18 protein-coding genes are annotated in these 25,178 nt (G+C 36.0%); 7 read left to right on the top strand and 11 right to left on the bottom strand.

Features of this window, described 5'->3' with window-relative positions; translation table 11 throughout:
- Window positions 1-80: 80 nt before the first annotated feature.
- Window positions 81-1,556 (top strand): IMP dehydrogenase, encoded by a 1,476-nt coding sequence (gene guaB, locus HGC4_RS01075; RefSeq protein WP_050708264.1) that lies wholly within the window; start codon window positions 81-83, stop codon window positions 1,554-1,556.
- A gap of 105 nt (window positions 1,557-1,661) precedes the next feature.
- Here guaB and HGC4_RS01070 read toward each other — a convergent pair whose 3' ends face one another.
- From HGC4_RS01070 to HGC4_RS01045, 6 genes are all read right to left on the bottom strand, one after another.
- A complete protein-coding gene (locus HGC4_RS01070) occupies window positions 1,662-3,071 on the bottom strand; it encodes an MFS transporter (RefSeq protein ID WP_199327768.1) in 1,410 nt (469 codons plus the stop codon).
- A 112-nt stretch (window positions 3,072-3,183) separates the two neighbouring features.
- Window positions 3,184-4,359: a glycoside hydrolase family 130 protein gene (locus HGC4_RS01065; protein WP_050708263.1), complete on the bottom strand. Its 1,176-nt coding sequence runs from the start codon at window positions 4,357-4,359 to the stop codon at window positions 3,184-3,186.
- Between the two features lie 54 nt (window positions 4,360-4,413).
- Window positions 4,414-6,231: an aryl-sulfate sulfotransferase gene (locus HGC4_RS01060; RefSeq protein WP_082204028.1), complete on the bottom strand. Its 1,818-nt coding sequence runs from the start codon at window positions 6,229-6,231 to the stop codon at window positions 4,414-4,416.
- A gap of 100 nt (window positions 6,232-6,331) precedes the next feature.
- Complete coding sequence (locus HGC4_RS01055) at window positions 6,332-7,960, bottom strand: RagB/SusD family nutrient uptake outer membrane protein (RefSeq protein ID WP_050708261.1); 1,629 nt, start codon at window positions 7,958-7,960, stop codon at window positions 6,332-6,334.
- A 132-nt stretch (window positions 7,961-8,092) separates the two neighbouring features.
- On the bottom strand, window positions 8,093-11,137 hold the full coding sequence (locus tag HGC4_RS01050; RefSeq protein ID WP_050708260.1) for a SusC/RagA family TonB-linked outer membrane protein: 3,045 nt from the start codon (window positions 11,135-11,137) through the stop codon (window positions 8,093-8,095).
- 285 nt (window positions 11,138-11,422) lie between these two features.
- Window positions 11,423-12,304 carry an AraC family transcriptional regulator gene (locus HGC4_RS01045; protein ID WP_050708259.1) on the bottom strand — a complete coding sequence of 294 codons (882 nt, stop codon included), beginning with the start codon at window positions 12,302-12,304 and terminating at the stop codon, window positions 11,423-11,425.
- A gap of 246 nt (window positions 12,305-12,550) precedes the next feature.
- Here HGC4_RS01045 and HGC4_RS01040 point away from each other — a divergent pair, with 246 nt between their 5' ends.
- Window positions 12,551-14,137, top strand: a complete 1,587-nt coding sequence (locus HGC4_RS01040; RefSeq protein ID WP_082204027.1) for a glycosyltransferase family 39 protein — start codon at window positions 12,551-12,553, stop codon at window positions 14,135-14,137.
- Between the two features lie 96 nt (window positions 14,138-14,233).
- Window positions 14,234-15,709 carry a cysteine--tRNA ligase gene (gene cysS / locus HGC4_RS01035; protein ID WP_050708257.1) on the top strand — a complete coding sequence of 492 codons (1,476 nt, stop codon included), beginning with the start codon at window positions 14,234-14,236 and terminating at the stop codon, window positions 15,707-15,709.
- Window positions 15,710-15,795: 86 nt separating this feature from the next.
- Here the strand turns inward: cysS and HGC4_RS01030 are convergent, their stop codons facing one another.
- The gene (locus tag HGC4_RS01030) at window positions 15,796-16,122 is read right to left on the bottom strand and encodes a hypothetical protein (RefSeq protein WP_157258054.1); all 327 of its coding nucleotides are present in this window, start codon (window positions 16,120-16,122) and stop codon (window positions 15,796-15,798) included.
- 244 nt (window positions 16,123-16,366) lie between these two features.
- On the opposite strand from HGC4_RS01030, the gene HGC4_RS01025 reads away from it, so the two are divergent.
- The 4 genes from HGC4_RS01025 (at window position 16,367) to HGC4_RS01010 (ending at window position 20,767) form a co-directional block, all read left to right on the top strand.
- Entirely contained in the window at window positions 16,367-17,071 is a 705-nt protein-coding gene (locus HGC4_RS01025; RefSeq protein WP_050708255.1) for a DNA alkylation repair protein, read from the top strand.
- Between the two features lie 139 nt (window positions 17,072-17,210).
- The gene (locus HGC4_RS01020; protein WP_050708254.1) at window positions 17,211-18,680 is read left to right on the top strand and encodes a glycosyltransferase family 39 protein; all 1,470 of its coding nucleotides are present in this window, start codon (window positions 17,211-17,213) and stop codon (window positions 18,678-18,680) included.
- Entirely contained in the window at window positions 18,681-19,904 is a 1,224-nt protein-coding gene (locus tag HGC4_RS01015) for a M16 family metallopeptidase (protein WP_050708253.1), read from the top strand. It begins immediately after the preceding gene.
- A gap of 260 nt (window positions 19,905-20,164) precedes the next feature.
- A complete protein-coding gene (locus HGC4_RS01010) occupies window positions 20,165-20,767 on the top strand; it encodes an outer membrane beta-barrel protein (protein ID WP_050708252.1) in 603 nt (200 codons plus the stop codon).
- Window positions 20,768-20,807: 40 nt separating this feature from the next.
- Here HGC4_RS01010 and HGC4_RS01005 read toward each other — a convergent pair whose 3' ends face one another.
- The 4 genes from HGC4_RS01005 to dapB all read right to left on the bottom strand — a co-directional run bounded on the left by HGC4_RS01005 (window position 20,808) and on the right by dapB (window position 25,046).
- The gene (locus HGC4_RS01005) at window positions 20,808-21,443 is read right to left on the bottom strand and encodes a WbqC family protein (RefSeq protein ID WP_050708251.1); all 636 of its coding nucleotides are present in this window, start codon (window positions 21,441-21,443) and stop codon (window positions 20,808-20,810) included.
- Window positions 21,444-21,552: 109 nt separating this feature from the next.
- Window positions 21,553-22,515, bottom strand: a complete 963-nt coding sequence (gene lepB / locus HGC4_RS01000; RefSeq protein ID WP_050708250.1) for a signal peptidase I — start codon at window positions 22,513-22,515, stop codon at window positions 21,553-21,555.
- 137 nt (window positions 22,516-22,652) lie between these two features.
- Window positions 22,653-24,248, bottom strand: coding sequence for a signal peptidase I (gene lepB, locus HGC4_RS00995; protein WP_082204026.1), 1,596 nt, complete (start codon window positions 24,246-24,248; stop codon window positions 22,653-22,655).
- A gap of 81 nt (window positions 24,249-24,329) precedes the next feature.
- Window positions 24,330-25,046, bottom strand: coding sequence for a 4-hydroxy-tetrahydrodipicolinate reductase (gene dapB / locus HGC4_RS00990; RefSeq protein WP_050708249.1), 717 nt, complete (start codon window positions 25,044-25,046; stop codon window positions 24,330-24,332).
- Window positions 25,047-25,178: the final 132 nt, after the last annotated feature.

The raw sequence follows: 25,178 nt of genomic DNA, 5'->3' as shown, positions 1-25,178 counted from the left end.
CTATTTTTTATAAAACTATTAGTTTAGAACAATTAAAAATAAGTATATTTGCATGCAATAAAAATTTAAGGTATAGTCTTATGTCATTTATTGCAGATAAAATAGTTATGGATGGGCTCACTTTCGACGATGTACTGTTGATACCTGCCTACTCCGATGTTCTTCCTCGAAATGTCGACCTCTCGACAAAGTTTTCAAAAAACATAACATTGAATATCCCTTTTGTCTCAGCGGCAATGGATACTGTTACAGAAGCTAAGCTAGCTATTGCTATTGCCCGTGAAGGTGGTATAGGTGTTATTCACAAGAATATGACTATACAGGAGCAAGCTCAGCAGGTGAAATACGTAAAGAGAGCTGAGAATGGTATGATCTCTAATCCGGTGAGTATCGAAAAAGACAAAACTGTAGGAGCTGCCTTGGCACTGATGGCTGAGTACAAAATTGGAGGTATCCCCGTTGTTGACACAGCAAACAAACTGGTAGGTATTGTAACCAATCGCGACCTTCGTTTCCAAAGAGACATGAGTAAGCTGATTGCAGATGTGATGACTAGTGAAAACCTAATCACTACAAAACAATCGACTGACCTTGAAGCTGCTGCTGACATTTTACAACACCACAAGATTGAAAAACTTCCTGTGGTGGATGCTAATAATACATTAATAGGACTTATTACATATAAAGATATCACCAAAGCGAAAGACAAACCTTTTGCTTGTAAAGACGAATTTGGTCGTCTTAGAGTTGCCGCAGGTGTTGGTGTTACTCACGATACTTTAGAGCGTGTAACAGCCTTAGTGGAAGCCGGAGTAGATGCTATTGTTATTGATACTGCACACGGGCACTCAAAAGGTGTAACCGAAGTATTGAGACTCGTAAAAAAGACATACCCCGATGTAGATGTAGTAGTAGGAAATATAGCTACGGGCGAAGCTGCTAAATATTTAGTAGAAGCCGGAGCCGATGGTGTAAAAGTAGGTATAGGTCCCGGATCAATCTGTACAACACGTGTAGTAGCCGGAGTAGGTGTACCTCAACTATCAGCTATATATGATGTAGCAAAAGCTCTTGAAGGAACAGGTGTTCCTTTGATTGCAGATGGTGGACTTCGTTATTCGGGAGATATCGTAAAAGCTCTTGCAGCAGGAGGATACTCTGTTATGATGGGATCGTTACTAGCAGGAGTTGAAGAGTCACCGGGTGAAACCATTATTTTCAACGGACGTAAATTCAAATCATATCGTGGAATGGGTTCATTGGAAGCCATGGAAAAAGGCTCAAAAGACCGATATTTCCAAGATATGGAAGCAGATATAAAGAAACTTGTTCCCGAAGGTATCGCTGCACGCGTACCATTCAAGGGTACTTTGTTTGAAGTTGTTTACCAAATGCTAGGAGGATTACGTGCAGGTATGGGATATTGTGGAGCAAAGGACATAAAAACACTACACAATGCCAAATTTACTCGTATCACCAATGCAGGTGTTGCCGAAAGTCACCCTCATGATGTAGCTATTACAAGCGAGGCTCCTAACTATAGCCGAGGCGAATAATATAAAATAGAAAACATTAGAAAAGGGTTTCAAATACGAATTTGAAACCCTTTTTATATTAATTATCAGTCAAACTATTTTGCAACAAGACTATTAGTACCTCTATTACTCTGCATTGTCTCGTTGAGCTTTCAACTCTTTAGTTATATTCACTAACTTCTTTTCGGAAAGAGGATAAAAGGATATAAATATAACGGAAAGAATCGTACCTGCGGCAGGAAGGAAACTAAGCATCAAGCGGATTCCATATTGAGCCTCTTCGGTTTGTACCACATTTGCTTTAAAACCAAAATAAGCCAGTAGCCATCCTGTTAAAGCACCACCAATAGACCATCCGAATTTTTGAGACATCGAAGAAGATGAGAATATAAGCCCTGTGGCTCTTCGTCCGCTTTTCCATTCCGAATAATCGGCGATATCAGCGTACATCGACCACAGCAACGGTGTTACAGCACCAGCACAAATACTAATAAGAACCTGTAAAACAAGAATTAGAGCAACATCAGTGCTTTTCAAAAAGTAGAAAATAACGCTGAATACCGCAGCACATGACATAGCCAAAAGATAAGTAAATTTCTTGCCTATTTTGCCTGAAAGAGGTGTTACAAGAATAATCCCAACTATATTGGCAGCTTGCCCCAAAACCAGATAGATAGTTGTAAGAGACAAAGATGAATCAATAAAACCTAGAGAAAATCCGGGAACGTCGGCTACATAATACTTGAAATAGTAAACAGCAGCACCATCTCTTATCGAATTGAATATCAAGGTAGCTATACCCGCTCCTAGCAAAATCCACCAAGGCTTATTTTTCAAGAGATCCATTACATCGTCTTTCAACGAATTAGTTGACTCATTAATAGGTTTTACCCGTTCTTTTGTCCACAAAAAGCACCCTAGAAAGAAGATAACGGCTATTACTCCAAAAACAACACCAGCCATCTGCCATCCAAACCTTAAATTAGGAAGCGCATCCCCAGACCCTTTACTAAAGAACTCCACCAAAGGTTCTACCAAAAGCAATACCAAAATACTGCCTATAAAAGCAAAAATCATGCGGTAGGATGAAAGTTCAGTTCTAGTCTTAGGATCAGGAGACATCACTCCCAGCAAAGAAGCGTACGGAACGTTAATTAAAGAATAAATCATCATCATCAAAGAGTAAGTAACATAGGCATAAACAATCTTGCCCGAAGTCCCAAAATCAGGAGTTGTAAAAGTAAAGACCCCAATCACGGCAAAGGGTATTGCCACCCACAGTAAGTAGGGTCTGAATTTTCCCCATCGGCTTTCGGTACGATCTGCCATTACACCAATTACCGGATCTAGAAGAGAATCCCAAATACGGGTTATAAGAAACATAGTACCGGCCACTGCTGCTTCCATACCAAAGACATCGGTATAAAAGAACAGTAAATACATGGTGAACAACTTCCAAAACATTGATGAAGCTGCATCGCCAAGCCCGTAACCTATCTTCTCTTTTAATTTTACTATCTCTGTACTTGTACTCATTAGATATATTTTAAGTAATTTCAACTATTTATTGCTACATATATAATCGTGACAACTAATTATTGCTGTAACTCTTACCTTAGGCAATAAATAGGTCTGAAATCTTTATAAACTATGACTTTATTTGTCGATTCTTATCTATTATTTGATTCAAGGTTTCAACAGATTTAGAAGACCTATAACCATCGGGAGCTGTATTCAAACAATAATCCAACAACCTGTTAATAGATGAAGTTGCTACATGCATAGTAGTATCCGATGATGCATAATAGATATAAACGGTTCCATCGTCATCCACTATCCATCCGTTACTAAACAGCACATTGGAGACATCCCCTACCCGCTCTTCTCCAACGGGAGCCATAAAATAACCACCGGGTTCGGCTATTAGTTTCGTCGGATCTTCAAGATCAGTCAAATACAGGTAAAGAACATAACGTAAGCCCGCAGCACAATTTCTCACCCCATGAGCCAAATGTAACCATCCCTTAGGTGTTTTAATCGGGTGAGGCCCTTCTCCGTTCTTGGCTTCCTTGATGGTATGGTAATAGCGATAATTGATAATTTTTTCTTCCTCTACTTTTGCATGAGTCATATCATCTACCAATGCCCAACCTATACCTCCACCCTTTCCGGCATCGATAAAGCTGTCTTGCGGACGTGTATAAAGAGCGTATTTTCCGTTGACAAATTCAGGATGCAATACCACATTACGTTGCTGACTGTTAGAAATAAGGTCGGGTAAGCGCTCCCACTCTTTAAGATCTCTGGTTCTTACAATTCCCGCTGTTGCCATAGCAGAGGATAAATCACCTTTTGCTACTAATGGGTCTCTTCTTTCAACACAGAAAATACCATATATCCAGCCATCTTCATGTGCAGTTAAACGCATATCATAGACATTTGTTCCCAAATTTTCCGTTTCGGGCAATAAAATAGGATAATCCCAGAATCGAAAGTTATCGACACCATTAGGACTTTCTGCTATTGCAAAAAATGATTTTCTATCATATCCTTCAACACGGGCTATTATCAGATATTTTCCCTGCCATTTAATAGCACCTGCATTAAAGACCGCATTAATCCCAAAACGCTCCATAAAGTAAGGGTTTGTTTCGCGATTCATATCATAACGCCAAAAAACCGGAGTGTGTTCTGCTGTTAATATAGGGTATTTGTAGCGTTCGAAAATTCCATTGCCCGGTAATATTTTTTCATTCTTACGTTCAATTAATTCTCTATATCGCTCATTTATAACATCTAGTCTGTTATTAAAAAAATCTGCCATAATATTCCTTGTTAAGTTTGCCAGTTATAGTTGTTTTAAAATATAATATTCTATTTATTCATTGTCGGGATACAAAGCTATACGCATCACTCGATGGAAAACATAAAAGTTAGGCACTTGCATTTCTACATCAAACACTATCTGTTTTGTTTTATAGTCAACCTCAACAATGCGTCCTCCCCCTTGTGCATTTACCTCTTTACCTACGAAGCCTATTGCTCCCGATCCGAATAATATATGATCGGTCTGAGGCAAATATTGAGCAGAAGAAACAATGGATGAATAGCCATTCTTTCCGAGTTCTTTACCAAATTCCCAGGTTTGCTGTATTGTCATTCCCGATTCATTGATCTTATATTCAACAGCTCTACTATACGGTTTATCTTTTTCGACACCATAATGTCTGTAATATCCATTATCAAAAAGTAATAACTTACCATCTGAGAGGAGTACAGGACAGTGAGGTCCCCATGACCAATCGAACGAATCAGAGCCACGGTATCCATTTTTAACATCCTCATCTTGTATTTTATTGCCTGCACCATCCAATGGTTGTAACAAGTAAGAAGCTAGCATTTCATTCCTTCTATTTTTAGTCCAACCTCTATGGGATGATAGTATCCATTTCACACGATTATTACGATCCAACTTGGCTACTCCTTGAAAACGATGAGAAACTATAACTGCATCATCGCTTTCTGAATATGCAATACCGTTTTGATGAGCCCAATCTTTCGGACTAAAATGGTCGGTATATTCTTTTCTGTTTTCATCCAAAGATTGCTTGAAATCCCATACAGTAACAATAGCCCCTGTTTCGCGGTTTACTTCAATCATTTCATCGAAAACATAACCACCAACACTATTTTTGTTGGTTGCTGCAAGAATAAAGTTACCATTGGGAATCTCTATAATATCGCGATGGAAATCATACCCTTTTGCTCCGATGTCCCATGTTTTGATAACTTCACCTACCATATTCAGTTCATATATCAAACCAGAAGCTAATCCAGCAGTTAAAAAATTACCATCTTTTAGACGTTTAAGCCCCGAGCAAGCAGCAAAATATTGTAATAAAGGATGACCTTTCAACGACAGAAACCACCTAACTTCACCTACTGCATCTATCATAAAAGGACGAGATGTATCATACTCATGATCTCCAATATAACTGACTAATGTGAGCCCTGCCTCCATTTTAGAAGCATCGGATTTACTAACCCTTATTTCGGGCATAGCAATAGATATAGGTTCTGTTTTTATTGTTACAGAATCTGTAGCTCGTTCATTTCCTTTTTTATCTGTAAGCGATATATAAACTGTATTGTTATAGTCGGCATATAACCCATGTAAGTAGACTTGATGATTATATCCGTATTTTGTAAAAAGATGTGTTATATCTTCAACGTTTTTATTCTTACTCTTTATTCTCATCTTAATCTTTCCCTCAACCGGTGCCGAGTAAGTTAACTGAGCCGAAAGCGGTGCATAACCCGTAGGATTAAGCTTTACCTGACTTTTATCAATCTTTATAGCATTTCCGAGAGTCGGAATTTCCAGAACCGAATTATCAGAAAAAGTTAGTTTGGTATTCCACTTCTCCTTATCCATCTCCAATGACCGTATTTCAACTGAAGGAATATCTAAAGTATCAGTCTCAAAAACAAAATGAGTTTTATCCCCTTGCTTTGAAGCTTCTATAAGCAAGCTGCCTTCCAAAATAAGCGATTTCAAAACTTCACCAGAAGGCGAAGTTGGTAAACCACCTGAATGATCATCTTTATCACAAGAATAAACAAACACTGTAACCAATATGAATATTAATATCTTACTAAATAGTTGTTTAGTAATTTTCATTCTTGTATTTTTCATACTATCCAATTTAAAATTCAATCATTCCCTTTAATAGAGAAGGGAGGGATGAAGGAATCATCCTCTCCCCTTCTATTCCCAAATATGCGTGTTTTTCATATTATCTCCACAACGGGTGTTGTTGGATTTCTGTATTAGTATTTAATTCTGATTGAGGTAGTGGGTATACCGTATATTTTTCTTTGAATTTATCGGCTCCTTGCTTTTTGTTTTTCACGAAAATATCTTTGATTTCGGGAGCTGTATGCCAGCGTTGTAAGTCGAAGAAACGATGTCCTTCAAACCAAAACTCAAGTAAATTTTGATGTTGTATTTCTGCCATTAGCTCACTTGCTCCACCCCATGTTTTATTGGGTAAGCCTGCTCGATTTCTTATGCGGTTAAGATCTGTTGCAGCTTCTGCTAAATTTCCACTATTGATTGCAGCTTCTGCATGCAGTAATAGAATTTCGGCAAAACGCATAACTCGGTAATTATTATCTATTGGCTCAGGATTATACATGCTATCGCCATTTTCCTTATCAAGCCAGAAAGCTGTAAATTTTTTAGGCAAAAAGCGTCCTTCTTTTCCATTAATTTCAGAATAGATGGGTTGTTTTCCTCCCGATCTTTTACCCTCAGTCGATTTCCATAGCTGATCGAAGCTATAACGATTTCCATACCATTTTTCGTCTGCTTTCACATCTCCGTAATCCGAATATTTAAAGAAGAAGTTGGTATATATTCGCTTATCGAAAAGTGATTCTGATCCATTAGGACGTTTTTCTACCAGAAATTCATCGATGACCGATGCAGTAGGCATCATCTTAAACCAACCTCCTGTAAGCGGAGCACCTATAAAGTTGGGTAATACCATTCCCTGAGTATCGTTTGCACCTTCTGCGCCCCAACTTCCACTACCATATTTGGCGTAATTAAGCTCAAAGATCGATTCTTTATTAAACTTAAAGTTGGGAGTAAAGTTATCCTCATAATTAGCCATCAGGTCATACTTATAGGGGCTTTTCATTATGATTTCAAGCTCTTGTTTTCCTTCTTTATACTGTTTCTGATAGATATACGATTTGCCCAGATAAGCAATTGCAGCACCTTTTGTTACACGTCCTGCTTCTTCTGCGGGACGATCGATAGGTAGTCTGTTTTTAGCTTCGGTCATATCAGCCATCACTTGCTTCCACAACTCTTCAGACGAAGCGCTAGGCGCCATAGCATCTGCAGTAAATACAACTGGTTTTAGGCGTAAGGGAGCTTCACCATAATTGGTTACCAATAAGAAGTAATTAAATCCACGAAGAAAATGTGCCTCTCCAATCATTTGGTCTTTTTTGGCATCGTCCATAGGAACTCTGTCAATATTTTCCAAAAAGACATTTGCTCTGTTTATGGATGAATAAAAACTTCCAAAATCATAACGGTCTGTATTCGGATCATTTTGAAATACAGCGATATCCCATGTTTGCAGGTCATCATAAATTGTCCACACATCGTCAGCTCTTACATTTTGGTTCTGAAAACCAGTAAAAGCTCCAAAGTAACCATACATCTGTCCCCTGATAGGAGAATAGATTGTAGCCATAGCCGAATTGGCGTCTGCCTCATCCCGCCAGAAGTTATCATTAGTTACTTCATTGGGATTTGATGTATCCAGAAAACTTGCTTCATCGCAGGCAATAACCGAACATCCCAATAATGCAGATAAGGCTATTTTTGTCAATATATTTGCTTTCATTCTATGTTATTTTATCAGTTAAGGTCTCAGACCTATTTAAAATTTAGGTGAGTATAACATCTATAAAATGCTATAACTCTGAAATATATCATTATGTATTTCTATTTATTAAATAGATAGGGAAATATTGTTTTAGAGATAGAACTGTATACCGAAAGATATAACTCGAGGTATAGGATAACGTCCATGGTCTGTTCCTCTGGTTAAAGCAGAGCTTGTTCCCGTATTACTATGATTATTTTCTCCTAAATCAGGTGTATAACCTTTATAGCCTGTAATAGTAAATAGGTTTTCGCAAGCGGAGAAGATTCTTAAATGCTCAATATTTAATTTACTCAACATGGCTTTAGGCAGAGTATAACCAAATTCGAAAGTCTTCAAACGAATGAAAGAACCATCTTCGAGCCAGCGATCACTTGCCACGCGTGAGTTTTTATTCGGGTCTGTAATCTCGAAACGAGGCATGCTTGTATGTGTATTGGTAGGAGTCCACGCATCTAATACTCTGCTTCCATAATTTGTAATATCAATCATTGACTCCATTCTATAACGGGTAAAGTTGAAGATTTTATTACCCGACATTCCGTCAAAGAAGAAACTTATATCAAAATTATTCCACTCGGCATTGGCTCTAAATCCAAAGCTAAAATCGGGGAAAGGACTTCCTGCATAACGCGCATCGCCATCTGTAATAGAACCATCGCCATTTGCATCTACAAAACGAATATCTCCGGGCTCGGCATTGGGTTGAATAAGATTACCATTCTTATCTTTATAAGCCTGAATTTCTTCTTTGCTTTGGAAAATTCCGTCTGTTTTCACCAAATAGAAAGAGCCTATAGGATCTCCAACTTTTGCCCATGTAACTGTACCCAATCCTTGAGGGCTATATCCGGGAAATTCTTGCTGATTTCCGATTGTAATCTTTTTCACCTTATTCTGTATAGTCGAGATATTACCGGTTAAGCTATAATATACTTTACCTACAGAGTTGCGATGAGTAAGAGATAATTCTAATCCTTTATTCTCTATTTGACCGGCATTCAAAATAGGGCTACCAGTAAGACCTGTTGATGAAGGCATATTTATACCCAACAATACACCATCAGTTGTTTGTATAAATGCATCTGCTGTAAAAGCTAATTTGCCATTGAAAAGACTAGCATCGAGTCCGATATTTGAAGTAGCCGTTTCTTCCCATGTCAAATCCTGTGGAGATACCCAATTGATTCCGGGCATTCCACCCATCCACCAAGAAGACCCTTGTACATAGTTTATACCTCTTCTAACCGTACTTTGAGTCAGGTAATTTCCGATTTCCTGATTACCCAATTTACCATAACTGGCTCTTAATTTAAGCTCATCGAAAACCTTTTTCAAAGGTTCGGCAAATTTTTCATTCTGGATATTCCATCCGGCAGAAGCTGAAGGGAATGTTCCGTAACGATGACCGTCTGCAAAACGTGAAGATCCATCACGACGAACAGAGAACGAAAACATATAACGAGAATCATAACTATACATAAGTCGCCCGAATGCAGACACTATCGAGTTTTCGTTAGCAGAACCACTTGCAGATTGACTATCGGCACTACCTCCGTTTATTGTACTTACACCAATAGGTAATTCTTCACGACCGGCTGAAATAACACGGTATCTATATCGTTGAGCCGAATATCCTAATAATCCGGAAACAGTGTGTTTGCCAAATGTATTGTCATAGTTTAAAGTATTCTCTAAAAGCCATGAATGTGATTCCGATGAACCCTCTTTCAAGTCAGGAAGTTCGTTCATACCCGCATTACCGAAATTATATATATCTCGGAATGCTTTAGTTGTTCCATTATCTTGGTTTATACCCAAATTCAGTTTATAACGCAAGCCTTTATAAAGATCTGCCTCAGCATAAGCATTTATCAGGATTTGAGTTAGTCGTGAAAAATTATTATCCCAACTACTATTGGCATGAATATCTCCTACAGGATTCGCCACATTTGTCATCCAGCTTTCAGTAGACGCCCATCCTCCCAATCTTGTTTCATCATGCACCGGAACAATTGGAGACATACGTAATGTTTGTGTTACGACTGCCGGATTATCGACACCTTTATCTTTGGCTATTTTTAAAATCAAAGATTCTCCAAGTCTCAGCTTATTGTTCAAGAAAGAGTACTGATTTTTGGTTCTCATGTTGAAGGCTTCGTACTTACTATTAATCATAATACCTTCTTGACTTATATAGCCTAAAGATGTACTGTAAACAGATGTTTTAGAACCTCCACTTATTCCAAGATTCGCTTTATAAATAGTTCCGGTTCTATACACTTCATCTTGCCAATCGGTACCATTGCCAGAAAGATTTGCTGCATATTTTGAATCAGAAGGAGCATTCACCACAGAAAGCCATTCAGGTCCATTCAAAACATCCATTTTCTTGGGTAATTGCTGAATACCGGCATATACATTTAGTCTTATTTTACTAGGTGTATCTTTTCGTCCAGCAATAGTTGTGATGATTACTACCCCACTGGCAGCCCTCGATCCATATATCGCAGCAGCCGAGGCATCCTTCAATACTTCTATAGAAGCTATATCAGCAGGATCAAGCATATTAATGTCTCCATACACACCATCAATCACATAAAGAGGTGTATTATTGGTCAGAGACGATACTCCTCTGACATTAATATTCATCCCTGCTCCGGGACGACCACTTGTATTCGAAACCGATACTCCCGGTATACGGCCTTGCAAAGCACTTGCCGTATTCTGCGCAATATCAGCTTGCATATCTTTAGCCGAAATAGAGGAAACAGCTCCTGTCAAATCACTTTTCTTGACAGTACCGTATCCAATAACTACTACTTGATCGAGACTCACATTGTCGTCTTCGAGTTTTACGTTAAGAGGAGAGTCAGACGTTACAGTAACCGACAGGGGTTTCATACCTAAAAAAGAAAATACTAAGACATCACCTTTTTGAGCGGCAATAGAATAATTACCATCCAAATCAGTAGAAGTAGCCAGATTTTTGCCTTTCAGCTGTACCGTTACGCCAGGCATAGGATCGCTTGTTGATGCTTCCTTCACATTTCCAGTTACCATTGTCCCTTGAGCAAATAATAAAGAAAAGGAAGTCACAAAAAATACTAATGAAATAATGATCTTGTTTTTCATACAAATAAATGGTATTAGGTTTTCACCAAGATTGTGGTCTTTAAATAATTAAAAAATCACACTTCGCAGTATAAATTATTTTAAAATAAGACTTTGGTTGACGGAGGTAAAAGTAGAGGAGTCAAGAAGAGGAAACAAGTAGTATTTTACTCAATAATGATACTTTTTGTACCATTAAAAAATATAACATTTGTAAAAATTTGTATATTCATCTCATTAAAAACAAGATACAATATAAAGGAAAGTATGAAAAGTATCATTATTGAGGCTTACAAGAAATGTGTTTCATAACATAATACGATTCTTCCAGTAGCTGGCTCTGAAGTCTCTGGGAGTACACCCTTTCTTTCGATGAAATATTCTATTAAAGTTCGACAAATTATTGAAACCACTGGCAAAACAGATTTCGGAAACACTATGAGTTGTATCTACCAACTTTTGGCAGGCAATACCTAAACGAATATCATTGAGTGCATCTACAAAATTTTTGCCTGTGCATTTCTTCATAAACCGGCTAAATGCAACTTCACTCATTCCAATATGCGATGCTACATCAGCAAGCATTATTTGTTGGTCATAATTCTTATGCATATAAACATATGCCTTTTCGATTCTCCTACTATCAAAATGTTGAGAATTTACCGAGAAAGACTCATTCGAAAGAACCCTCATATCTAATGACAGAGATAAATCGTAAAGTATAGAAAACAATTGTAAGACTGAGTGTGCTCCCTGAGGCTTCTCTGCCAACATTTTGAGACGTGGCATAATCTGGCAGATAATATCACGTGAAAAGGTTACTCCATGAATGGCTTTTTGAAACATCTCCTTCACCGACTTAAACTGATTTCGCATCAATAGCTGATCACTCAACAAATCGGGGTGAAACTGTATTGTAATCTCTGTTATTTTTCGGGAAGTACATTCATGGTTCAACCATGCGTGTTCAAGATCAGGTCCTGTTATGAGAGTTAACTCCAGATCATCAATTAGCTCAACACTATCACCCACAACGCGTTGAGCATTCTTTCCATTTTCAATAAAATTCAACTCATATTCTGTATGTGCATGTATAGGAAATGAAAATTCGGATTTAATACGTGAAAAAACCACGAAGCAATCTCCCTCTGAAAGTGGTGTAACTTCTCTGAACATCGATTTTCTCATAATACACAATTTAAAGGCTGATATCTATACATATTTAAGGCTAAATTTATGAATTTAGCAAAAATAGAAACATTAAAAGTCTAAGTTTACATAGAATAAGTTATAAATAGTTTCTAAATAATAATTTTAACCATAGTTTCTTTCTCTTTTTTCAATTAGTTTTGTATTCAAACCAATTTATATTTATGATCGTATAATATAAATTAATAACTAGCATATATCTCTAATAAACAGACTACATAAATTATGGATTTTAAAAACCGATTAGCAGCCTTCTGTTCATCGACAAAGAGAATGACCAGCATTATGATCGCTTTAATGGCTATCTCTTTGTTCCTATTTATTGCCGCTTATAACGATTCGTTCGTTTTTGATGAAGCATACTCAATGGCTATGATACAACATTCATTTTTTGAAATATGGAAAATAACAGCCGCCGATGTTCATCCCCCACTCTATTACTTTATGTTGAAGAGCTTTGCCTTTCTATTTGGTAACTCTTTACTCACTCTCAGGATATTTTCAGTGTTGGGAATATTAGGAGTCTTCTTATTAGCAATGTTCCCTATTCGACGATATTTTGGAGCAAGCGTTTCTCTGGTCTTTATCGTGATAGTTACCTTACTACCTGTCACACAATATTTAGCCGATGAAATACGCATGTATTCATGGACCATGTTTTTCACTTTGGCAAATGCTCTGGCAGCCTACAAAGTATTTAAAAACTCGAGCCTTTTAAATAATCTCCTTTTATTATTTACAGCTCTTTGCGCTTCCTATACTCACTACTATTCGTTGATGGGATCTGCCACCATATTTGGAATACTCCTATTCTTTTTAATTATCAATAAGAAAAAACTAAGTTACACCATAGTTGCTATTGTTGCATTTATGATTGGATATGCTATTTGGATTCCTGAGTTAATCAGTCAAGTAACAGCCGTTAATCATAACTATTGGATTACAAAACTTACATTGAAAGATCTTTTGTTATTCTCTTATTATCTATTTTCTCCCAAAGAGCCTACACACCCTTACACCATATTTACACTTCCTGTAATGGCAGTAGCATTATCGTTCATGCTGCTATTATTAGCAGCTTTGGCGGGAGCAATAGTAAAGGAATATAAAAAACTAAATCGGACTAAAGTTATAACCGCTTTGGCATTTATAGCTGCATTCTTCATTCCCGTTATTTCAGCTATTATTATATCTTATATAATGAAACCCATTATGATTCCCAGATATATGACTACCCTACTAGGTTGTTTAGCCTTAGGAATATCAATATTAGTGGCCGAATTGTATGGATCAGGAGCTAAGAGAGCCAGAATACTTATAACCACAAGTATCTGGATGTTATTAATTCTTTCTGTTGCACGTTTTTTTTCAGAAAAAGAGCACATGGAGAAAACGAATAACGAATATGCAGAAATCCAGAAATATTTTGAAGGCAAAAACACCGATAAAACAGTCTTTATCTCAACATTCAGCGCTTGTGGATGGTTGGGCATGCTCTCTATAATGTATCCGAACGACAACAATTTATATTTTGTCTACAGCGAGAAGAAAACACCGGTTAGCTACCAACCATTTAAATTAATAGAAGTAAACACCTTACCTCACGATTTTGACTTTCATTATACTCAATCATTCGATGAGAATGTAATACAGACGAGAGCCAATAATCATTTCATGGACGGAGTGAGACCCAATTACATTATTACGGATTCGTTAATACAACTAACGCACCCCCAGAAATTTGAAGGGAAAGAAATTTTCTTAATGAAAACAATACATAGAGAAAGAGAAAAACAACAGAATACACATTAAACATTTATTTGTATTTTTGTGAAACGAAGTCAACAACTCTTTTATCTTGCTGACTCACTCAATAAAATAGGTCTGCGACCTTAAAAATGTCTGTATATGGAACAAAAATTAGTGATTTACAACACACTTAAACGAGAAAAAGAAGTTTTTGAACCACTTCATGCCCCACACGTAGGGATGTATGTATGTGGTCCGACAGTATATGGTGATGCCCATTTAGGACATACCCGCCCTGCAATAACTTTCGATCTATTGTTCCGCTATCTTACTCATATAGGTTATAAAGTAAGATATGTACGCAATATTACAGATGTAGGTCATTTAGAAAATGATGCTGATGAAGGAGAAGATAAAGTTGCAAAAAAAGCACGATTAGAAGAACTTGAGCCTATGGAAGTGGTGCAATATTATACCAACAAGTACCATAAGGCAATGGATGACTTGAATGTTTTATCTCCATCTATCGAGCCTCATGCCTCTGGTCACATAATAGAGCAGATCGAAACAATTAAAGAAATATTGAAAAACGGATATGCTTATGAAAGTAACGGATCTGTTTACTTTGACGTTGTGAAATACAATAAAGATCACAATTACGGCATATTATCCCACAGAAATATAGAAGAGATGCTCAACACCACCCGCGATTTGGATGGACAAGACGAGAAACACAGCAAAGTTGATTTCGCCCTCTGGAAAAAAGCATCACCCGAACATATCATGCGTTGGCCTTCGCCTTGGAGCAATGGATTCCCTGGGTGGCATATAGAATGTTCATCTATGAGTATGAAGTATTTAGGAACAGAATTCGATATTCACGGAGGTGGACTCGATCTTATGTTTCCTCATCACGAATGCGAAATAGCACAGAATACAGCTGCCGAAAAGAAGCAGGTAGTAAAATACTGGATGCATAACAATATGATAACCATTGGAGGTCAGAAAATGGGTAAATCGTTAGGCAACTTTATTACACTTGACGAATTTTTCGCAGGATCGCACAAACTGCTTTCTCAACCGTTCTCGCCAATGACTATTCGTTTCTTTATTTTACAGGCTCATTATCGCAGTACTGTAGATTTTAGTAACGAAGCCTTATTAGCATCTGAAAAGGGACTAAACAGATTATTGGATGCATATGCGAGAATCGAGAAAATACCTGTATCGGAAACTTCATCGACTGATATAACAGCAATACGTCAAAAATGTTACGATGCCCTGAATGACGATCTGAATTCAGCAATAGTAATATCTTATCTGTTTGATGTAGCAACTACTATAAACTCGGCTATTGGAGGAACTGTAAGTCTTAGCCAAGCCGATATTAATGAAATAAAAAACTTGTTTGATGTGTTTTTATTTCAGATTTTGGGAATTAAGAACGAATCAACTTCAAACCAAAACGGACAAGAAGCTTTTGGTAAGGCTGTAGATTTGCTTCTTCAGATACGTGATGAAGCCAAAACAAATAAAGATTGGGCAACCTCTGATAAAATTCGGAATGAGCTTAATCAAATCGGATTCGATATAAAAGATGGCAAAGACGGTGCTGAATGGAAATTGAAACTATAGTTCATAGTGATTCAAAGAGCGTGATATAAATACCTCTATACAATCTAAAATAAAAGCCCTTAGCTAATAAGCTAAGGGCTTTTATTTTATCCTTTTACAATATCTCCGTCTTGATCAAAAACTAAACTTCTGTAATTGGATCTGTATCTATTTTCACCATGAACTATTTTCAGATAATAATAGCCATTTCCCTTTCTCTTCGAAATTACAATTTCATAATCAGAATAATGTTTCTTCAAATATTGAGTAATTGAAGAAGGAAGATCTTCTAGTGTTACATTTCCTTTATAATCCCCTTTCTTATATCTTCTCCCTTGATCTTGCTCTAAAGTATTATCCGAAATAAAAGTACGACTTGCATATGTCGTAGCCAAGCCGGTCATTAATAAACCGATTAAAAACATTTTTTTCATGTCCAAGAAAATTAAATAATTAGTTAGTGCACTATGCCTAATGGCAAGACAAATATACTCTTTATATTCTAAAGAAAGTCTTTCAGTACTTTTCAAGAGGTTTATTTACCAAAATGCAAATACCAAAACCAAGAGAAAAATTACCAAGAGCTTAATATTTTACCATCAATTATATTTAGAATTAATAGCAGGCAATCGACTTATCTGTATATTTGTTTGTAAAAAATAACAGACCAATAAATGTATGACTGCAAAAGATATACAGAAGGAGCTTGAAAATGTATTTTCCCCCGAAAAAAGGGACTTCTTTCCTTATTTCTTTAAAACAGGAAAAGGGCAATACGGAGAGGGTGATAAGTTTATCGGAGTAGTAGTACCCGATATTCGAAAGATTGCAAAAGCAAATAAAACGCTCTCTTTTGACGAAGTCACCAAATTATTGAATAACGAATACCATGAGTGCAGAATGTGTGCTTTATTTATATTGATTGAGCAATACAAAAAAGCAAAAGAAGAAGATCGAAAATTATTAGTTGATTTTTACTTAGACCACTCACACCGTATCAATAATTGGGATTTGGTTGATTTGAGTGCCAAAGATATTCTCGGAGAATACTTACTAGATAAGAAAGACCGTAGTATTTTATATAGACTAGTTAAAAGCGATTTGCTATGGAATCAGCGTATCGCAGTAATAGCTACTTTTGCTTTTATAAAAAAGAATGATTTTAACGACATTCTACGCCTATCAGAAGAGCTTTTAGCTCATAAGCATGACCTCATGCACAAAGCAACTGGCTGGATGCTGCGAGAAGCGGGAAAAAGAGATAAAGATGTACTTATAGCTTTTCTGGATAAACATTATCGAGAAATGCCCCGAACTATGCTTAGGTATTCAATAGAAAAACTAATGCCGGAAGAAAAAACATATTATATGAAAAAAGATTAAGAAGAATCTGCACCTTCTCTGAACTCAGATTACAAGGTAGAATAATTATTATAGCGAGAGATTCGTGATAAATTATTCATCCGCACTAAACAATAAGCTATTAAATATAGTTTAAATATCATCTCAATAAACTTTGTTTATGACATTTACAAAAAATATAAGCAGGCTGGCAACCTTAGCATTTATTCTTATCGGGTTTCTCAGCCTATTATATAACAACTTTATCAACCAAACATTTTGGTATGATGAAGCATATACAATAGCAATGATGCAACATTCGTTTTCCGATATTTGGAAAATTACAGCTATGGATGTTCATCCCCCCCTCTATTATTTTATGTTGAAGCTATTCACCGAACTATTCGGTGATTCGTTGTTTACAATGCGTATATTTTCCAACCTGGGTATAATAGCTTGTTACCTTCTCGGAATATTTCCCATAAAACGTTTATTCGGAGACAAGGTATCATTCACATTCATTCTCCTCATGGTGTTGATGCCTATTAATCAATATTTGGGTGTAGAAATAAGAATGTATTCATGGGCTATGTTTTTTGTATTGGCAAGTTCGATATATGGTTACGAAACCTTTCAGAAAAAAATGCTTATCTCTTATTCAAAAATGACATTCTTTGCAATTTGTGCAGCCTATACCCATTACTATGCATTAATCGCTATTTTCTCTATATTCCTCATATTAATTATATACTTGTTAAGAAGAAAGAAAACCATTGTTAGACCTCTTCTTTTTGCCATTATTTTATTACTGGCTTATATCCCCTGGATACCTATATTTGCTTCGCAAGTATACAATGTCCACCAAAGTTTTTGGGTTGAGATACCAACATCCAAAGACATCCTTTTATTTTGCTATTACTTCTTTTCTCCGAAAGAACCATCGCATCCTTACACCATCTTCTCGATATGGAGCATGTCGGCTACACTACTAATAACATTAGGGCTTATACTAAGTGTAATTGTTCTTACCGTACGATTACATATGGAAGACAAACCCAATAAAAAGCTAAGAGCCGCCTCATATTTCATTCTCATCTTCATCTCCACAATAATCATTACCTTTGCAATCACATTTATCATAAAACCAATTAGCGTTCCGCGTTATGCCAGCTGCATGCTAGGTTCGCTAGTCTTGGGAATATCTATTTATGGAGTCGAATTATATAAGACTAAGGCAAAACCAATTATCATCGCAATACTCGTGATGCTCGTAATATTGAGCATTGCCCGCCTTTTTTCGGAAAGAGCGTACTATATATCACAAAACAAAGAGTTTGCTGAAATGAAATCATATATTCAAACGAAAGATATGCCACTTAAAGTAATAGCTCCTTTAGAATCATATCCAAGCTTGGCTAAATTATCGATCCTTTTCCCCAGAAAAGAATATTTATTGTTTTCACCAAATGATAATACAAATTATCTGCCTTTTGAAATTAAGAAAAAAGAGCAACTCCCTAGTATAGGTCAGTTCATCCTAGTCCAATCAGTTAATGATACGACACAACTCTCTGATGGCTATACGGTAAAAAGTAAATTAGAATCAACAGAAATTATTATTAGCCTGATAGAGGCTACACCAAAACAGTAGATGAAGGAATATCAATCGCATACATTAAAAAACGGTTTACGTATTATACACAAACCTTTAGCAGGAAAAGTTTCATATTGCGGATTTATAGTAAATGCGGGAACACGAGACGAGCAGTCAACCGAATATGGTATGGCTCATTTCGTAGAGCATATGCTATTTAAAGGCACAGAAAAACGCCGTTCGCATCACATTATAAATCGCATGGAGAGTGTAGGCGGAGAAATCAATGCTTATACGAATAAGGAAGAAACAGTGATTTATTCGATATTTCTCGAAGAACATTTTACGCGTGCATTCGAACTGCTTACCGATTTGACTTTTCATTCTGTCTTTCCAGAGAGAGAAATAGAAAAGGAAATAGATGTAATACTCGATGAAATAAATTCATATGAAGATAGCCCTTCGGAATTGATATTCGATGAATTCGAAAATATCATCTTCCGTAATTCTCAGCTAGGTCACAATATACTCGGAGAACCCGAATTGCTGACTAAATTCGATACAATTAAGGCCAGGTCTTTTGTACAACAACACTATCTTCCAGAGAATATGGTATTCTTTTCTTTGGGAAATACCGACATAAAGAAAATCATAAAACTGGCGGAAAAATATTTGGCAGATATAAACATATCAAATCACCAACATATAAGAATAGCTCCCGATTCAATAGACAGAATAGAGCAGATTACAGTAAAAGAAACTTCACAAACGCATGCATTGATCGGAGGTAAATGCTACAACCTACATCATCCTAAACGAAAAGCATTACACCTACTAAATAACATTCTTGGAGGACCAGGCATGAATAGCAGGTTAAATATATCTCTACGCGAAAAAAGGGGCTATGTGTACAATGTAGATTCTAATGTTACCAGTTATTCAGACACTGGAATTTTTTCCATTTACTTTGGCTGCGATAAACGCAATGCCGAAAAATGTATGAAACTAATACATGCCGAACTCAAAAATCTACGAGATAACAAATTGACTACATCTCAACTGGCTGCTGCCAAAAAACAAATGATCGGACAAATTGCAATTTCGGGTGATAGTCACGAAAATTTAGCATTGAGTCTAGGTAAAAGCTTCATGCATTACAACCACTTCAATAATATGGAAGAGACCATAAAAAAGATAGAACAGATATCAGCTTCAGATCTTTTAGAAGTTGCAAACGAAGTTTTTGATAGGGATAGGCTTAGTTCTTTAATTTATCAGTAATCAATTGGAGGGATAAGTTACAGAAAAATAAATTAACAGTTGCATTTTAGTTAAAATACCATAATGATACCCAATAAGCTATCAAACAACCATTTTAAATAAATAAAAACTCTTATTTAACTATAAAACCATTAAACCTCTTACACTATTTTAATTATTTAACATAAATAATTCTTGTTTTGGCTCTAAATCTCAAAATTAAGGATAAATTTGTGCCGTTTTTGGTTAATAGAAAAATAATAATTAAAAATTTAGTGTTTATGAAAAAATTATTCTTAACAATTGCAGTAGCTCTAGGTATGTTCACTGCAGTAAGCGCTCAAAGCAACATGTGGGTTGGAGGAACAGCAGGAATTTGGTCTAGCAAAGTAAAAGGTGGTGACAGCCAACTTAGCTTCAAAGTTATGCCAGAATTCGGATATATATTAAATAACAACGTAGGTATTGGTATCGCTCTTGGTGGATCTCATACTCATGGTGCAACTCTTGATTTTGATGGAAACGCTCTTACATCAGAGGGATCATTGAATTCATATATCGTTAATCCTTTCCTTCGTTATACTTTTCTAAAAAGTGATTTAGGAGGTTTATTCTTTGATGGAGGTGTAGCTTATGAATGGTCAAAAGGAACTGCTGGAGGACTTAAAGGATCTGGTATAGAAGTAGGTTTAAGACCAGGGATTGCTCTTAATGTATCAAGCAAAGTTGCTTTACTTGGCAAATTTGGATTCTTAGGATACCAAAATAAGAAACAAGATTATCCTGCAGAGGTTAATGGAGAAACAGTAAAACATGAAACTAACAGCTTCGGTTTTGATTTTGACATGAGAAACATTGAATTAGGAGTTAACTTCAAATTCTAATTTGATCATATAATCAAATACAAAAAAACCTCTTGAAATTTCAAGAGGTTTTTTTTATACTTTTATTCAATACTATCAAACTTTCATTACCCATATTGAAAAGTAGATCCACAATACTCAGATTTTCGGTGAATCCAAATCGCTGATCGAAAATCTGATAATAAGGAACGGACTGAAAATCAGAATCAACCCGTCTCCAATCTATCTTTGGCGAAATTTTTGATCTGAAATCTTCACTTCCCAACTCTAATGTAAATTCATCTGTATATTTTAAATTAGAAGTATCTATATCAATTAATCTACATATAAGATCTCTCAACTCTTCGTTGAAATCAAAAAGGTATTTATAGCTCTTTTCATAGAAGGGACGAAAGTCATCTTGATAATATTCGAAGAATGGAGTCGAATTATAAGCCGAAATAAGCGCATTCCAGTGCAAATGACGCCAATTTCCATGTTCAGCAACACAAAGATCCCTTATCAAGCATTTTTTGCCTCCAGAACTCTCTATTGGGATGGAAAGAGTCATAGGACCATTTGCTGAAAGAATAGTACACCTATTTCTGTAAGTCTGCTTAATATAATTCTCATGTTGCTCGATAATAACATCGTCATTAAGCAGCTTCGAATAATATTCGATTGGAGCAAGATAGGCAGTAGATAAATATATACTCATTTGTAATTGAGGTTTCAAAGCTTTTTTGTTGCTTTGGAAGATAAAAAGCCAGAGGTTTTTCTAGCGATAAAAATTATGTGCAATTAGAATCAAAATAATAATCATAGTTCTACTTTACACATGAGAATAAACGATTCCATCTTGAACCGTCTTCATCACTCGAACTATACCAGATAACAGAAGCCTTTCCTATAATGTTTCTTTCCGAGATAAAACCTAACGATCGAGAATCAATAGCATCATCAGCATTATCCGACAAAAACCAATAATAATTATAGAGAAAAGTATAGGATTTCAGATCTTCGATCTTCACCGTCTCTCCCACTTCATCATTAATTATCTGATTGTATAAAGGTCTATTAAATTCAGTAAGGGTAATAGTCATACCTGAAGCAGGAATAATTAAATCATAAGACAACACCTCCTGAACATTCAATTTTAATTGAAGGCTATCCGGTAATTTCTGATTAATAAGAAATACTTCATATCTGCTAAGAGTAGAATATACCGAAAGTGAGTCCATAGAAATATCACGTGGAGATATCTTCAATGAATTTACAACGGCTAGAATTGTATCTCTTGAACTTCTTTCGAATCGGAATGATTGTAATAGATCGGGAGAAGAAACCGATTTTATACCATTCAAGTAAAAATCGGAACCCTTCACTATGATGGTATCGCCTGCCACGGCTACACATCTACTCAGATACAAACTTCGTTTATCTAAAGGTTTATCAGATTCCAACGGATTATTAAATAAGACAACATCATTTCGATCAACCATTTTACTGAATAAACGATGATATCCTAATTGGACTAAATCGGAGTACGATTTAAATCCTAGAAATGTATCAAAAGTAAAAGGTATAGATAACAGAGTCATTGGCATTCTTATACCATAAGAAACCTTATTAACCAAAACCCTGTCGCCTCTAAGCAAAGCAGTCTCCATCTGAGAAGAAGAGACTGTATAAGACTGAATAAAGAAAGCCCTAATAATAAAAACGATCAATAAAGCGATAAGGAATACCTTGCCCCACCACTTCAATATCTGTGCTTTCTTCTGGAACATACGCTAATTTAATTATAAATAAAATAATATCAGACTCTTAGAATATGGGCGAATATATATTCGCCCATTAATTTTTCCTTTTCAATAAATCTAATTATTAGACCTTATTGTCAAAGCTATAAAATAAGCTTAATATCTTATTTCTTTTTGGCACTTGTAAAGATTCTATTCCAACGGATTTTTCCATTGAACCAGCCTTTATCTTTGTCTAAAGATAACCAAACAAACAAAGGTTGCCCTACAATATGATCTTCGGGAACAAAACCCCATGAACGGGAATCCGCAGAATTATGACGATTATCGCCCATCATAAAATAATAATCAAACTTGAAGGTGTAAGAATCTGCTTGCTGACCATTGATGTAAACTTTTCCATCCTTATAATCAAATTGATTATTTTCATAGTTTTTAATTACACGTTCATAAGCAGCCACCTTATAATCTACATCTTTATCGAAAGTAATCGTTTCGCCTTTTTTAGGAATCCAGAGAGGTCCGAATGAATCACGAGTCCATCTTGTAGGATAATTAATCGGATAATAAAACGGATAATCTATAATCTTTCCATCAGCAGTTTCTCTTCTTTCAATACGCTCTTTCTCCTTGAAAATATTAATAACAAAAGGTTTCGATCTCAAAGTTTCCACCATTTGTTTAGTAAGAGGTAATGTATAAACCAAACCAAAAGTTTTACCTTTTGCCACAAAACCCAGTTGAGTTAATTGTAAGCTATCCGAAGTATATTTCATTTCCTCTGGAAGGCTTTTATTTAAAAGAGGATTAGCTCTTCTCAATTCATTTAATGGATCAAAATAGTTTGCAGATAATTGACCTCTTTCGTTCATAACAGCATAGTCATCTTTACTGATTCCTAATTCATCGAATACCTGCTCAGAAATTGCAGTACCATCCGTTTGAACGAAATATCTCAATTGCATATCTTCAGGATCTGCTACCTTTACGCCATTGATATAAACTTCATCATCCTTTATTTCTAAAGTTTCGCCCGGAAGTCCCATACACCGTTTTACATAATTTTCTCTCCTGTCTACAGGACGATAAACTATTTCTCCATATCTGGCTTTGTCAGACCAAAGTCCCTCGCGTCCCCTAGCATCTAATTTGCACAAACTATAATAATCGGCTTGTTGCATATTCAACGCCACAGTATCACCTGCGGGAAAATTGAAAACAACAATATTGCCTCTTTCAATCGTTCCAAAACCGGCAAAGCGTTGGTATTTTAATTGTGGCTTATCTAAATAAGACTTACAATTTAAAATAGGTAAAGTATGTTGAGCTAAAGGAAAAGACAAGGGTGTCATTGGTGAACGAGTTCCGTAGCTCATTTTGCTCACAAACAGAAAATCACCAACCAAAAGAGACTTCTCTAAAGAAGACGATGGAATCTGATAATTCTGAAAGAAGAATGTATTAATAATATACACCGCAATTAAAGCAAAACCAATAGCATCTGCCCATTCCATAAATTTACGAAAAGGTCCGTTTCCACTAGTTTTCCAAAAAGCCCATGGAATATACTTTAAAATGTAACTATCGAAGAAAAGGAGAATTAATAACAAAACAAGGTAATAACCAGTCCAGATGGTAAAGGCAATACAAAATAGCGTTATTAATAAAAATTTGACCCATTGCTTCCGCGTAGCACCCGAAAGCCTCTCATTGAAACTTTTCTTTGCTGAAGAGTTATTCTGGTTACTTGTTGTTCCCATATTAAGCAATATAAAATATTTATTACGTGATCAAGATCACTAGTTAATATATTCTGCCAAAGTAATAAAAGGTCTCCGACCTTAAAAATTAAGCATATCCTCCATTCCTAAAAATCCTTTTTTACCACATGTAAATTCTGCGGCTAAAACAGCGCCCAAAGCAAATCCTTTACGGTTTTTGGCATCGTGCTTTATACTGATTATATCGGCTTCCGACTCGTAAAATATTTCGTGAATACCAGGAACTTCACCTTCTCTAATACAATGTATTGCCAGATCAGTTGGTTTCATTTCCGTTTCCAGGTGCCAATCGCTCTTTCTATCGACATTTTCGATAATACCTTCGGCTAGAGTAATAGCAGTTCCACTAGGTGCATCCAATTTGTGGATATGATGAGTTTCCTCCATTCTCACTGTATAATCAGGAAACTGATTCATAATCTTCGCAAGGTACTTATTTACAGCAAAAAAGATATTAACACCCAAACTATAATTTGAAGCATAAAAGAATGTTTGACTATTTTTCTCACAAGCCTCTTTTACTTCAGGTAAGTGCTCAAGCCATCCGGTAGTACCAGCAACAACAGGAACCTGGGCAGCAAAACACTTTCTGTAATTATTCATAGCACTTGCAGGAGTTGTAAACTCAATTGCAACATCTGCACTCTTAAATGCAGGCGAATCAAATTCCGCAAGATTATTCTCATCTACAATTGAAACTATAGAGTGTCCACGATCTTGGGCAATTCGTTCAATTTCTTTACCCATTTTTCCGTAACCAATAAGTGCTATTTTCATATCTATCTAAATCTATATTAAACTATTATAAACTATTCAGAATCTATATTATATCATTTCTACAAGCCCCAATAACCATATCTACTTTAGGTGGTAAACATCGTTGTTGGTTTGATTATATTCTTACACTAC

Source organism: Dysgonomonas sp. HGC4, from assembly GCF_001261715.1.
GTDB lineage: Bacteria > Bacteroidota > Bacteroidia > Bacteroidales > Dysgonomonadaceae > Dysgonomonas_A.
The sequence above is the reverse complement of the archived record's forward strand: the minus strand, read 5'-3'. Positions and strand labels throughout refer to the sequence as shown.